This window comes from Actinotignum inguinis, assembly GCF_051265835.1.
Classification (GTDB): Bacteria; Actinomycetota; Actinomycetes; order Actinomycetales; family Actinomycetaceae; genus Actinotignum; species Actinotignum timonense.
Genome location: NZ_JBOZDP010000009.1, coordinates 60,708 through 72,668, shown reverse-complemented (window position 1 = coordinate 72,668; position 11,961 = coordinate 60,708). Strand labels below are relative to the sequence as shown.

The following is an 11,961-nucleotide window of genomic DNA, read 5'->3' as shown; positions in this document are numbered from 1 at the left end:
GCGCGGGATCGGCTCACCGGCGTAGCGGGGATCCTGATCCTGCGACCATTCCGAACCGAGCTCAATGGCCGGCGGCGCGCGCGGGAGCGGACTACCTGGGGGTTGCCCAAGTTGCCGAAGCGCTCGCGCTGGTCCGGGAATGGGGGGAGCAGCCTACCGAAGGTGAAGCACTAGCCGGCCACCCGGCCCTGCCCCCGGTGTTCTCCTGGATTTACACCCCCGATAGTGATCTCGCCCCAGCACTCGAAGCGGGGATTGAACTCTCGGTGGGGGATACCTGGATGATTGAGGCGGTGGCGCGGGCCGCTCAGGCTACCGGCCACACCGCCCGGGTTCACCTGAGCGTGGATAGCGGCATGACCCGCGAGGGCTTCAACCTGGAAGATATCCCCGCGGCCGCACAACTCCTCGCCACACACCAACAGGCCGGGCGCCTCGAAGTCGTTGGCATCTGGAGCCACCTGGCCTGCGCGGATGACCCGGATAGCGATGCCACCACCAGCCAAATCGCCGTTTTCGACGAAGCCCGCCGCCTCGCCACCCGCGCCAGCCTCACCCCGCGCCTGGCCCACCTTTCCGCCTCCAGCGGGGTGCTCTGGCACCCGGGAGCCCGCTACGATATGGTGCGCCCCGGCATTATCCTCTACGGGCTCAGCCCCGAACCGCGCCGCACCCTCGCCTCCGACCTGGGCCTGCGCCCCGCCATGCGCCTGGAATCCGAGCTTCTCACCACCCGCCAGCTTTCCCACCGCGCCGGCGTTTCTTACGGGCACACGGCCGTTGTTGAGGACGGGGCCGTGCTCGGCGTCGTACCGCTCGGATATGCCGATGGGGTTCCGCGGGCGCTGTCCAATAAGGGCTATGTGACGGTCGGGGAGGGGCCGGCCGCTCAGCGCGCGCCCATCACCGGGCGGGTGTGCATGGATCAGTTTGTGGTGCGCCTGGATGGGCCGCTGCCGGCCGGCACCCCCGTGGTGCTCTTCGGCGACCCGGCCCGCGGGGAAGTGAGCGCCGCGCAATGGGCACTGGCCAGCGGCACGATTTCTTATGAGATTATTACCCGCGTGGCCGCCCGGGTCCCGCGCTTGTACGTGAAGTAGGCACCCGCACGCCCTACGCCCGCGCCCGCGAAGCGACGTAGAATAGCACGGTGACTGAGAAGATCCTTATTGAGGACGCCGAGGCGATGCACGCCGTTGGCTGCGCCCTCGGAAAGCTCCTGCGCGGCGGCGACCTCATCATGCTCAACGGGCCGCTGGGCGCCGGAAAAACCACAATGACCCGCGGAATCGCGGAAGGCATGAACGTGGGCGGGCGCGTCACCTCCCCGACGTTCGTGATCGCCAATGTGCACCGCTCGCGGGCCGGCGGCCCCGACCTCGTCCACGTGGACGCCTACCGCCTCACCTCCCTGGAAGAACTGGACGCCCTGGACCTGGATTCCTCCCTGGAAGAATCCGCCACCGTGGTGGAATGGGGCGAAGGCAAAACCGAGGTCCTCACCAATGACCGCCTCGATATTGATATTGAACGGCCCGTCGGCGCCGCGGCCGGCAGCGATGTGCTCGACCTGTACGTCGATTCGCCCCGCACCCTCAGCCTGCGCGCTTCCGGCCCGCGTTCGCGCCAGCTCGCCGCCGACCTGCTCGCCTCGTACCACCAGGAGAATGCTTCATGAATATTTTGACCATTGATACCAGCGACCTATCCGTGGTGGGCCTGGTCCGCGTGGAACATTTTGGGAACGACGGCGCCGCCGGGCAGATCGCCACTCTGGCCCGCGAGGTGTCCCCGGATTCGCGCCACCACGCTGAAACTCTCACCCCGATGGTCAAGGCAGTCCTGGAAGCAGCCGGGGTGGAACGCGCCGATGCCATCGTGGCGGGAACCGGGCCCGGGGCCTTTACCGGGCTGCGTGCCGGCTTGGTGACCGCCCGCACCCTCGCTTTCGCCTGGGATGTGCCCCTCTACGGCGTTTCCTCCCTGGAAGTGCGGGCCCTGGGCACGCTGCGCGAGGGAGCTACCCGCGCGCTCGCGGTTATCGATGCCCGGCGTAAGGAACTGTATGTGCTGAGCGCAGAAGTAGCACCGGCTGCCCAGAGCGCGGCGCGCGGCGAACTCACCGTCACGGATGGCCCCCGCATTATCCGCCCGGCCGAGGTACCTGCGCTGCGCGGCGAACATACCAGCGTCGTCGTATCCCATGGGGATATGTATCCGGAACTGAGCGGGGCGCGCGTGGTGGAATGCGAACCGGAGCTCATGGTGGCGCGCGCGGGCGCGAAGTTGGCGGCGGGCGAGGCGCTCGATACCGAGCCGCAATATTTGCGCCGCCCCGATATCGCGCAGGGCGTGGCCCAGCCGGCGGGCAGCGGTTACCTCGGCAGCTAGGCGCGTGGTGGGGAGTGAGATGCCGCGGCACTGGCGCGATGTGCCGATGCGGCGCGTGGTAGCTGATCCGTCCTGGGCGCGTGACCTGGCCCGTTTCGACGCCGCCCAATTTGGCGCGCGGGAAGCCTGGCCGCGCGGGGCCTGGGAGCAGGCGCTGCGGGCCAGTAGCGAAGCCTACCTGCTCTACACGGTGGAACCTCCGCGGGAAGTGATGGAGCGGGGCGAAGCTGCGGTGTTCCCGGGCACTGCCGCAAATTCGGTAGAGCACGGCGCCACTGCGGCCGTGCCCGGTGCCGCCACACCAAACGCTCCTTCCATTAATGCGCTTGACGATCTTCACCCGCCCATCCTGGCGGCCGGCGGGGTGAGCCTGGGAGTGGAAGCCGAAATCCTCACTCTCGCGGTGGCGCAGGCGGTGCGCGGGCAGGGCCTGGGCGGTGCGCTTCTTGACGACCTCATGACCCTGGCGCGCGACGCGGGCGGGGAAACCATGTTCCTGGAGGTCCGCTCGGACGACCCGATTGCCACCGGACTCTACGCCTCGCGCGGCTTTACCGCGGTGGGGCGGCGCCCTGGCTACTATCACGGGCGCGACGCCACGATTATGCGCTGTTCATTAGCCGCCGCTTCGGCCTAAACTATCCCTTTGCGGGCTCGCGGGAGAATCCGCCGGCACAGCGTAGTGAAAGCGGAAAGGAAACGGGGATGGCGGAATGCAGCGGCGCGAATATGACGGGTAGCGCGGATGCTGTGGATTATGCAAACTTTGAGGTCCACCGGCTGCGCCAGCCCCTCCCGATCTGCCCGGAACTTTTCGGCTTCGCCCCCTCCCCGAATATCAGCGCGTGGGTCGGCCCGCACCTGGCGCTCCTCGGCTGGGGCGAATACGTAGCGGTAGAAAGCGAGGCCCCGGATACTCTCGAACGCGCGGCCGCGCGCTGGGCGCAGCTGAGCGCCGCGGCACGGCGCAGTGGGCAAACCGGGCAAACCGAGCGAAACGGGCACAACGCGCGAACCGCGCGAACCGGGCACAAGAATACGCAGAAGTACGACGACGCAGAGCTGCCCTGCGCCCTCCCGCTCGCCTTCGGATCTTTCGGGTTTCTCCGGGGCGGAATGCTCCTGATCCCGGAAACTCTCCTGGTGATCACCAAGGAAGCCAGTTGGGTGATCGGGGTGGATTGCGGGGAGCTGGCTCGGCGCCTGGACTCCCTGGACGGGGCGGCGGTGTGCGCGGCGGGCCGCGCCGCATTAGCGAGCATTCCCGGCTGCGGGGCCACGCACTCGGAAGGCGGGAGCCTGAGCGAAAGTGAATGGTGCACGGCGGTGGCCACGGTGCGCGATATGCTCCGCGCGGGCCAAGCGGACAAAGTTGTGCTGGCCCGGGATAAAAAACTGCGGGCGCAACGGGATTTCGATCCGCGCCTGCTGTGCGCTCACCTGGCGCGTTCCTATCCGAGCTGCTGGATATACGCGGTGCGCGGCCTGGTGGGCGCCACCCCCGAACTTTTGGTTGGCACCCGGGCGGGGGAGTTTTCCTGCCGGGTGCTCGCGGGAACAGCCACAGCGGATGAGGGGGAGGTGCTCCTCGCCTCGGAAAAAGACCGCCGCGAACATGAGATCGCGGTGGAATCGGTGCGCAGCGCGCTTACTCCCGTGGCGAGCTCGCTGGATATTCCCGAGCAACCGGAGCTGCTCCGGCTCCCGAACGTGTGCCATTTAGCGACCGATGTGCGTGGGCGCAGCGAGCATTCCGCACTGGGCCTGGCCTACGCTTTGCATCCCACCGCGGCGGTGTGCGGCCAGCCCACCGCTCTGGCCCGCGATATTCTCACCGATGTGGAACATATGGACCGCGGGCGGTATGCCGGTCCGGTCGGCTGGGTGGACGCGGCCGGCAACGGCGAATTCGGGATCGCGCTGCGCGGGGGCCACATCACCGGAAACTTCATCACTCTGTACGCGGGAGGCGGGATTATGCCGCAATCTATCCCGGAGGCAGAATTCGCGGAAACCGAAGCGAAAATGCTCCCTATGCTGAGCGCGGTGGCGGAAAGCCGCTAAGCCCCGCACCACGCCGGCGCACTTAGCTCATGCGGTGCTTCGCGCGTGCATCGCGTGAGTTATGCACCTAGGGCAGCACTAATTTCCGCTTGCACCTGCGCATCGCGAGCGCGCAGATCCGGAATATCGGTACGCACCTCAACCACCGACACCCCGCGGATCGGGCGCGCCAGGAGATCATCGAGCTGGTCAAGGCTGCGCACCTCCAGATAATCAGCTCCCATACCGTAGGCAAGGTACTCGATGTCACAGCGCTGCGGCGTCGCAAAATAACGCCCGAAATCCTGCGCGTGCTGCGGCTCGCCGTGCTCCAGGCCAGCGAAAATTGAACCGCCCGCATCGTTGAGGACAATGACTTGCAGATCCACCTCCGGCTCGTGGCTCCCGCGGAGCAAGCCGCCCATATCGTGGAGGAAGGTGAGATCGCCCAGCAGCACCCGCACCGGTTCCCCGGTGGCGGTGGCCAGACCGCGCGCGCAACTGATGGTGCCGTCAATCCCCGCCAGTCCGCGGTTACTGAGAACGCGGAGCGGGCGGGCCGGGGTGCGTGCCGCGCGGTCGAGGATCCGGATAGAAGCCGAAGCCCCCACGAAGAGCAGCGGGGCACTCTCGGGATGCTCGCTGTGACTATCCCAGATAGTGCAGGCAATATGCAGGGGATCGAAAGGTGCGCCGGGGGTGCGGGCGGCTAGGCTGCGCCGTCGGCTTATCATCGTGGCGCTCCGTTCCTCCGCTGCGCGCCACAACGGTGGAATCGTACCCGTAGTTTCAGGTGCGGGCGGCAGTGCCGGTAGCACGGCGCGAACCGTTCCGAAAGGATCGAAATAGTAACCGCTGCGATCAGCCACCGCCACAATATTAATATCGGCGCGTTTGAGGAGCTGGGTGACGGGGCGCGAGAGGGTGGGATGCCCGCACAGGAGCACCTGCTCAATACCCTGCATGTGCGTGAGGTAATAAACATAGTGGCTGAGCGCGGGCCCGTAAGCCGCCGGGCTACTCGGCTCAGCCAGCAGCGGCCAGCCCAGCGCCCCCGCGAGCGCCACGATTCCCGCCCCGCTGCCGGTAGCATCCCCGGCCACAATAACGGTGCCGAGCTCCCGGTCCAGCACTTCCGGCCAGGGCGTGCCCGCCGTACCCATAGGGGCCGGCGCGGCGATCCGGCGGGGCGCGGGCCATACCCGCGGGGGAGCGGGAAGCGCGGCAAGATTGCCATCCAAACAAATATTGAGATGTGCGGGGCCGGGGCGCCCGCCCTCGCCGAGCGCCCGGGCGACCGCGCGCCACACCTGGTTCGCGACCACCGCGCCGTCCTCCCCGAAGGCCGGAATATCCAGCTGGGCGCGCACCACGGTGGCGAACATTCCGGCCTGCTGGGTGGTTTGATTCGCTCCGGTGCCGCGCAGGTAGGCGGGGCGGTCCGCGGTCACGGCGAGGAGGGGGATTCCGGTGGCATCGGCTTCCGCGAGGGCCGGGTGAAGATTGGCGACGGCGGTGCCGGACGTGGTGATCACAGCAACCGGGAGGGGCTCTGCGGCGAGCACCTCACCGCGGGCCAGCCCGAGGGCGAAGAAGCCAGCGCTGCGCTCATCGACTCGCACGTGGGTGGTGATCAGGCCGGCGCGCGCCGCTGCAGCTGCCGCGTAGGTGAGGGGCGCATTGCGCGAACCGGGGCAGATGACCATATGGCGCACCCCGCAACCGATCAGCGCCCCGATAATATCGCGGGCGTGCGTGGCGGTCGGGTCCGCGGGCGCGGCCCGGTCCGGTGCGGCCGGTGCGGTGGCGGCTGACGGTAGCGTGCGCGGGGCCGCGGCGCGGGTTGCGTCGTCGTTCATCATGCTCATGAGTACCACTCCATCATCTCGCTCAGGCGCCGCTGCCAGCGCGCCACCAAATCCGGTGCCGCACTGAGCTGCGAGGTATCCACGGCGGCCCTCCCGCATTCAATCATGCCCGCGCGGGGCAGCTTCGCTTCGCTCGCAATATCGGCGCTCAGGAGCTGAACGGTTGCCAAACCGCAGGCGTAGGGGAGGCGATCCACCGCGGCTGCCGCGGCCAGCCCGGCCGCGATCCCCACCGAGGTCTCCAGGGCGGAAGAAAGCACCACGTCCAATCCGCACTCGCGGGCAACATCGAGCGCGCGCGGGATTCCTCCCAGGGGCGCCACTTTAATAACCGCAATATCGGCAGCTCCCGCGCGAGCCACCGCCAGCGGGTCGCTGGCGCGGCGAATCGATTCATCCGCGGCAATTTTGGGGGCAACCCGGGAGCGCACCCGGGCCAGCTCCGCGATCTTTTTGCAGGGCTGCTCCACGTATTCCAGCCCGGCCAGCCCGCCCGCGCGGGCCGCCGCGTCAAGCTCGGTGATGGCCCGGATAGCGGTATCGGTATCCCAGGCCGCGTTCGCATCCACGCGTACCCTCCCGGCCGGCCCGAGCGCCGCCGCCACCGCGGCCACCCGCTCGCAATCCTCGCGTAGGGTCGAGCGCGGATCGGCAACTTTCACTTTCGCGGTGGTGCAGCCGGCCGCGTCGCGAACCAGCCGGGCTGCATCCGCAGGCGTGGTGACCGGGATCGTCACATTCACGGGGATATGGCTGCGCAGCGGACGCGGAAAGGGCCGGGTGGCCGCCTCGATTCCGGCGCGCAGCCACGGGGCTGATTCCCGCGGGTCATAATCCCAAAACGGAGCTGCCTCACCCCAACCGGCCGGGCCCTCCAGGAGCAGTCCCTCCCGCACGGTAATCCCCCGGAAGCGGCGCTTGAGCGGAATCGAATAGGCGAGCACCCGGGACAGTTCGGGGAAAGGATTGACTAATTCAGTAAGCATGGCCTCGTTGACAAGTACGCGGTACGGCACGCGGGCCCGGGCCGCTAGGCCGTGGCTCCGCGCCGCCGAGAGTGTGAAACAGACCCCATACTAGCGCCTGCCGGCTAAACTGTCCCCCATGAGTATGCTTCCTTCGGTTTCAGATACATTCGATCCCGCGCGCTGGCGCACGGTCCCCGGTTTCGAGTTTGAAGATATTACCTACCATCGTGGTATTTCCCGCGGGGAGGTGGATGGCCGACCCGCGGGCGAGGACCTCCCGGTGGTGCGCATCGCCTTTGACCGCCCCGATGTGCGTAACGCTTTCCGCCCGCTCACCGTGGACGAACTCTATCGGGCATTCGACCACGCGCGCATGAGTTCCGATGTGGCCGCCATTATCCTCACCGGGAACGGTCCCTCCCCGCGCGATGGCGGCTACGCTTTCTGCTCGGGCGGCGACCAGCGGGTGCGCGGGGCAGACGGCTACCAGTACGAAACGGCCGGCGCGGATTCTAGCGCCGGGGTGGCTCAGCGCCGCGCCCAAATCGACCACGCCCAAGCCAGCCGCATGCACGTGCTCGAACTCCAGCGCCTTATCCGCACCACCCCGAAACCGGTGATCGCGGCGCTCACCGGGTGGGTGACCGGCGGCGGGCACTCCCTCATGGTGGTCTGCGATCTGGCGGTCGCCTCCCGCGAACACGCCCGCTTCAAGCAGATCGACGCCAATGTGGGTTCCTTCGACGCCGGATACGGCAGCGCCCTGCTGGCCCGCCAGGCCGGTGACAAGCGCGCTCGCGAGATTTTCTTCCTCGCCCGCGAATACAGCGCGGACCAGGCCGCGGCCTGGGGTGTTATTAACGAAGCGGTGGCGCACGCGCAGGTGGAAGAAACCGCTCTCGAGTACGCGCGTATTATTGCCACGAAATCACCGCAAAGCATCCGTATGCTCAAATTTGCTTTTAATATGGTCGACGACGGTATCGCCGGCCAGCAGGTATTCGCTGGTGAAGCCACCCGTTTGGCCTATATGACGCCGGAAGCCCAGGAAGGCCGGGATGCCTTCCTCGAGCATCGCAGCCCCAATTGGGATCCCTACCCGCGCTACTTCTAAAACAGGCGGGTTGAGGTTCGCGCATGTCCAGTGTTCTGAGCCCGGAGGATATTGAGTTCATTGTTCCTTCCCGGAGCGGTATACGCGCGCTATACGATGCGATAGCGGCGCGGCTGGAAGCACCCGGTAGCCACCGCCCGCTCATGCCGCTGGCTTCTTCGGCGGCCGATGCAGCGGCGGATTCGGCGGTTGATGCGACTACGGCCGCGGATGCAGCGGCCGATGCGGCGGCGGTGGCGGGGCGGATCCGCTGGCGGCCGGATATTGATTTTATTTTGCAAACCTCCGGTTCCACCACGGGGAAGGGGCACCTGGTCGGGCTTTCCGCCCGGGCTTTCCTCGCTTCGGAAGCTGCCACCGCGGAATTCTTCGGGGGCCGGGGCCGCTGGGTGCTGGCCCTCCCCGCGCATCACGTGGCCGGGTTCCAGGTAGTGGCACGCTCCTGCGTGGCCGGTAGCTATCCGGTGGAGCTCCCACCCGGGCTATCGCTACGCGATCATGGCGGCGTGGATATGGTGGATATGCCGGAGGGCGGCTTCCTATCCGTGGTTCCCACCCAGCTCTCCGATATTGTGGAATCCGGCCAGGCGGGCACCACGGCCTTGAGGAACTTGCGTGCCATATTGGTGGGCGGGGCGGCGGCTGCGCCGTCGCTCATCACCCGTGCCCGAGCATTGGGGCTCCCGGTGGTGACCACCTACGGCATGACGGAAACCGCGGGCGGCTGCGTTTATAACGGTATCCCGCTGCCCGGGGTGCAGGTGGCCGCGCCCTCCGGGCGGCTGCAATTATCCGGGCCGATGCTGGCCGCAGGGTATTTGGACGAACCAGAATCTGCGGCTTTTATAACGAGTGGCGGCCGGCGCTGGCACGTGACGAATGATGCCGGGAGCGTTATTGAGGGGAGAGTGCAGGTCGCGGGGCGCCTGGATGACGTGATCATTTCCGGCGGGGTGAAGGTGCATGCCCGGCAGGTCAGCGAGGTGCTGTGCAGTTTCCCGGGGGTGCGGCGCGCGGAAGTTCTTCCGGTGGTGGATGAGCGCTGGGGGCAGATCGTGGGAGTAATTCTGGAAGCAGAGTTCCCTTTCGCGCAGCGCGCGGAGGAGGTACGTGAGTACGTGCGCGTGCGGATGGGGAAGGCCGCCGCGCCGCGCCGGGTGGTGCAAGCAGCTATCCCCATGCTGGCCTCCGGGAAAGTGGATCGCCTGCGCGCGCTGGAGATGCTGCGCACTCCCACATGGGAAAAGTGAGGAGTAAGATTGCCGGGCGTGAGTACAACAGTTTTGGGAATCGAAACCTCGTGTGATGAAACGGGGATCGGGATCGTACGCGACGGCGAGCTGCTGGCGGATGTAACCGCCACGTCTATGGATGAATACGCCCGCTACGGCGGCATTATCCCGGAGATTGCCTCGCGTGCTCACCTCCAGCAAATGGTCCCCACCCTGAACGCGGCCCTGGAGAAGGCCGGCGTGGGGCTGGGCGATTTGGATGCGATTGCGGTAACCGCAGGCCCGGGGCTCATCGGTTCGCTGACCGTTGGGGTTTCCGCGGCGAAATCCCTGGCCTTGGCGCTGGGTATTCCGCTCTACGGCGTTAATCATATTATTGGGCACCTGGCGGTGGATCAGCTGGCCAGCGGGCCCTTCCCGGAGAGCTTTATCGGACTGGTGGTTTCCGGGGGTCATTCCTCGATTCTGCACGTGCGCGATATTGCCGGGGATGTGACGGAGCTGGGCGGCACCCTGGATGATGCCGCCGGTGAAGCCTTCGATAAAGTGGGGCGCCTCCTCGGCCTGCCCTACCCGGGCGGCCCGCATATTGACCGCCTCTCCAGGACCGGCAACCGGGATGCCATTCGCTTCCCGCGCGGCCTGGAAGGCGGGAAAAATAAGGCACGCCACCGCTACGATTTCTCCTTCTCCGGCCTGAAAACCGCTGTGGCCCGCTATATTGAGGGCCTGGAAGAACGCGGCGAAGAAGTCAATGTTCCCGATATTGCCGCCGGATTCACCGAAGCTATTACCGATACCCTCACGGATAAAGCCCTGCGGGCCTGCGAAGATAAGGGCTGTGACACCCTGGTGGTGGGCGGGGGATTCTCCGCGAATTCCCGGCTGCGGGAACTGGCCGCCCAGCGCGGAGCCGAACGCGGGATCAACGTGCGCATCCCAGCGCTGCGCTACTGCACCGATAATGGCGCCATGATTGCTGCCCTCGGGTACAGCGTGGCGGTCAGCGGGCGGGCGCCGTCGCCCCTCGATATAACGGTGGACACGAATATGCCCCTCGATCTGGTAGCGTTCTAGCGCCTACCACCCTTCGCGTTCGGCGACGATAGCGCGGTGCTCGCCGAGGATCCGGGTGAGGATCACGGTGGCGGCGCCGTCCCCGGCGTTCTTGTGCAACTTGAGTTGTTTGCGGAAGAGCGCCGGGTCAATATCGGTTCCGCGTTTTTTGATTTCGGCCCGCACGACGCCGCGTTTGCGCAGCTCGGCAGCCACGGTTTTGGCGTGCAGCGGGAGCACATCCAGTATTTTGAAACGGGCGAGGAGCGGGGAGGCGACGGCGTCGCCGCTTAAATACGCCAGCCCGGGCGAAATCGGAGCCAAATCAAAATCGCTACACACCTGGTCGAGGCCGCCCGCGCGCATAAGCGCCGGATCCGGTTCGTACAGGTACGCATCCAGGGGCCGGGCCGGCAGGGAAGCGGCGGACTGGCTCGGATCCCCGCGCCAGGTGCGATAGTAGCCGACCAAGTTCCCGGTGGCGGAAGTGGCGGCGTCGTCGCCCTCCTCGCGCCGGGGCTTTTCGGTGAGGATCGTGGCGCCGCGCCCCGGATCGCGCGTCCCAAACCACGCCACCGCCTCCACGAGGTCCCCGTCCACGCTCACCCAATCGACGAAGGCATCGGCGGGCAAATCCGCCCAGCGAATCCCGGGCCCGAGCTTAATCCCGGTCACCCGGAATTCGCGCGCCAGCGCAATGGCATCGCTGAGCGCCGGCTGCCAGTGCTCGGGATGCGAAATCCGCTTGCCCCGCGCATCGCGCCGCGCCGGGTCGAGCCACAGCCCCTCGCGGCTCTCATAGCTACCGAGCAGGGCGTATCCGTCTGTTGGTACGACGGCGCAACCGGCATTAGCCTGCGCGAAATGAGCGGTAACCGGGTCACGCTCCACTCCCAGGGCGGTCAGGCCGGCGTCGGTGAAGGCCTGGGAATCCGCCCCGATCCCGCAGCCGAAATCGAGCACTTCGCGCACGCCGGCACGTTGGAAGACCGAGGCGTGCTGGCGGGCCACGCTGGCGCGGGTGGATTGCTGGAGGCCGGCGTCGGTGAAGAACATGCGGGTGGCGCGCTCGCCGAATTTGGCGCGGGCGGCATCGCGCAGGCGGGTCTGGGTGAGCAGAGCGGAGCTTTGCTCGGGGGTGAGGCCGCGTTCGCGCAGTTCGGTGGAGAGTTTGAAAGCATCGGCCACGTTATGGGCCGGCATGGTGGCGAGGAGGGCTTGCCCGGCGGGGGAGGTGAGCCAGTGGGCGACGTCGAGCTGTTCCACGCTTCCAAGCCTAGCGTGCCCGG

At 67.1% G+C, this 11,961-nt stretch carries 11 protein-coding genes and 1 pseudogene; 8 read left to right on the top strand and 4 right to left on the bottom strand.

The window, feature by feature from the left end:
- A pseudogene (locus ACRQFC_RS06015) lies at positions 1 to 75 on the bottom strand (phosphoglyceromutase); the annotation flags it as partial.
- On the opposite strand from ACRQFC_RS06015, the gene alr reads away from it, so the two are divergent.
- From alr to ACRQFC_RS05990, 5 genes are all read left to right on the top strand, one after another.
- On the top strand, positions 48 to 1,100 hold the full coding sequence (alr, locus tag ACRQFC_RS06010; RefSeq protein ID WP_435734653.1) for an alanine racemase: 1,053 nt from the start codon (positions 48 to 50) through the stop codon (positions 1,098 to 1,100). The pseudogene ACRQFC_RS06015 and the gene alr sit on opposite strands and share 28 nt — an antisense overlap.
- A 50-nt stretch (positions 1,101 to 1,150) precedes the next feature.
- Complete coding sequence (gene tsaE / locus ACRQFC_RS06005) at positions 1,151 to 1,678, top strand: tRNA (adenosine(37)-N6)-threonylcarbamoyltransferase complex ATPase subunit type 1 TsaE (RefSeq protein WP_257960033.1); 528 nt, start codon at positions 1,151 to 1,153, stop codon at positions 1,676 to 1,678.
- A complete protein-coding gene (gene tsaB, locus ACRQFC_RS06000) occupies positions 1,675 to 2,391 on the top strand; it encodes a tRNA (adenosine(37)-N6)-threonylcarbamoyltransferase complex dimerization subunit type 1 TsaB (protein WP_087070548.1) in 717 nt (238 codons plus the stop codon). Before tsaE ends, tsaB begins: the two co-directional genes overlap by 4 nt.
- 19 nt (positions 2,392 to 2,410) lie before the next feature.
- A complete protein-coding gene (locus ACRQFC_RS05995) occupies positions 2,411 to 3,028 on the top strand; it encodes a GNAT family N-acetyltransferase (RefSeq protein ID WP_087070549.1) in 618 nt (205 codons plus the stop codon).
- 68 nt (positions 3,029 to 3,096) lie between these two features.
- On the top strand, positions 3,097 to 4,455 hold the full coding sequence (locus ACRQFC_RS05990) for an isochorismate synthase (RefSeq protein ID WP_087070550.1): 1,359 nt from the start codon (positions 3,097 to 3,099) through the stop codon (positions 4,453 to 4,455).
- A 59-nt stretch (positions 4,456 to 4,514) separates the two neighbouring features.
- Here ACRQFC_RS05990 and menD read toward each other — a convergent pair whose 3' ends face one another.
- Together menD and ACRQFC_RS05980 are read right to left on the bottom strand one after the other, a co-directional pair.
- On the bottom strand, positions 4,515 to 6,302 hold the full coding sequence (gene menD / locus ACRQFC_RS05985; RefSeq protein WP_244899289.1) for a 2-succinyl-5-enolpyruvyl-6-hydroxy-3-cyclohexene-1-carboxylic-acid synthase: 1,788 nt from the start codon (positions 6,300 to 6,302) through the stop codon (positions 4,515 to 4,517).
- Positions 6,299 to 7,288 carry an o-succinylbenzoate synthase gene (locus ACRQFC_RS05980; RefSeq protein WP_101595421.1) on the bottom strand — a complete coding sequence of 330 codons (990 nt, stop codon included), beginning with the start codon at positions 7,286 to 7,288 and terminating at the stop codon, positions 6,299 to 6,301. Before ACRQFC_RS05980 ends, menD begins: the two co-directional genes overlap by 4 nt.
- A 118-nt stretch (positions 7,289 to 7,406) precedes the next feature.
- On the opposite strand from ACRQFC_RS05980, the gene ACRQFC_RS05975 reads away from it, so the two are divergent.
- Genes ACRQFC_RS05975 through tsaD form a run of 3 tightly spaced genes read left to right on the top strand, consistent with a single transcriptional unit; the run spans position 7,407 to position 10,693 of the window.
- The gene (locus ACRQFC_RS05975) at positions 7,407 to 8,384 is read left to right on the top strand and encodes a 1,4-dihydroxy-2-naphthoyl-CoA synthase (RefSeq protein ID WP_087070552.1); all 978 of its coding nucleotides are present in this window, start codon (positions 7,407 to 7,409) and stop codon (positions 8,382 to 8,384) included.
- 23 nt (positions 8,385 to 8,407) lie between these two features.
- Positions 8,408 to 9,634, top strand: a complete 1,227-nt coding sequence (locus ACRQFC_RS05970) for an AMP-binding protein (RefSeq protein ID WP_284883080.1) — start codon at positions 8,408 to 8,410, stop codon at positions 9,632 to 9,634.
- An 18-nt stretch (positions 9,635 to 9,652) separates the two neighbouring features.
- A complete protein-coding gene (gene tsaD, locus ACRQFC_RS05965; RefSeq protein WP_087071178.1) occupies positions 9,653 to 10,693 on the top strand; it encodes a tRNA (adenosine(37)-N6)-threonylcarbamoyltransferase complex transferase subunit TsaD in 1,041 nt (346 codons plus the stop codon).
- 3 nt (positions 10,694 to 10,696) lie between these two features.
- On the opposite strand, the gene ACRQFC_RS05960 is transcribed toward tsaD, so the two are convergent.
- The gene (locus ACRQFC_RS05960; protein ID WP_087070554.1) at positions 10,697 to 11,938 is read right to left on the bottom strand and encodes a class I SAM-dependent methyltransferase; all 1,242 of its coding nucleotides are present in this window, start codon (positions 11,936 to 11,938) and stop codon (positions 10,697 to 10,699) included.
- Positions 11,939 to 11,961 lie beyond the last annotated feature (23 nt).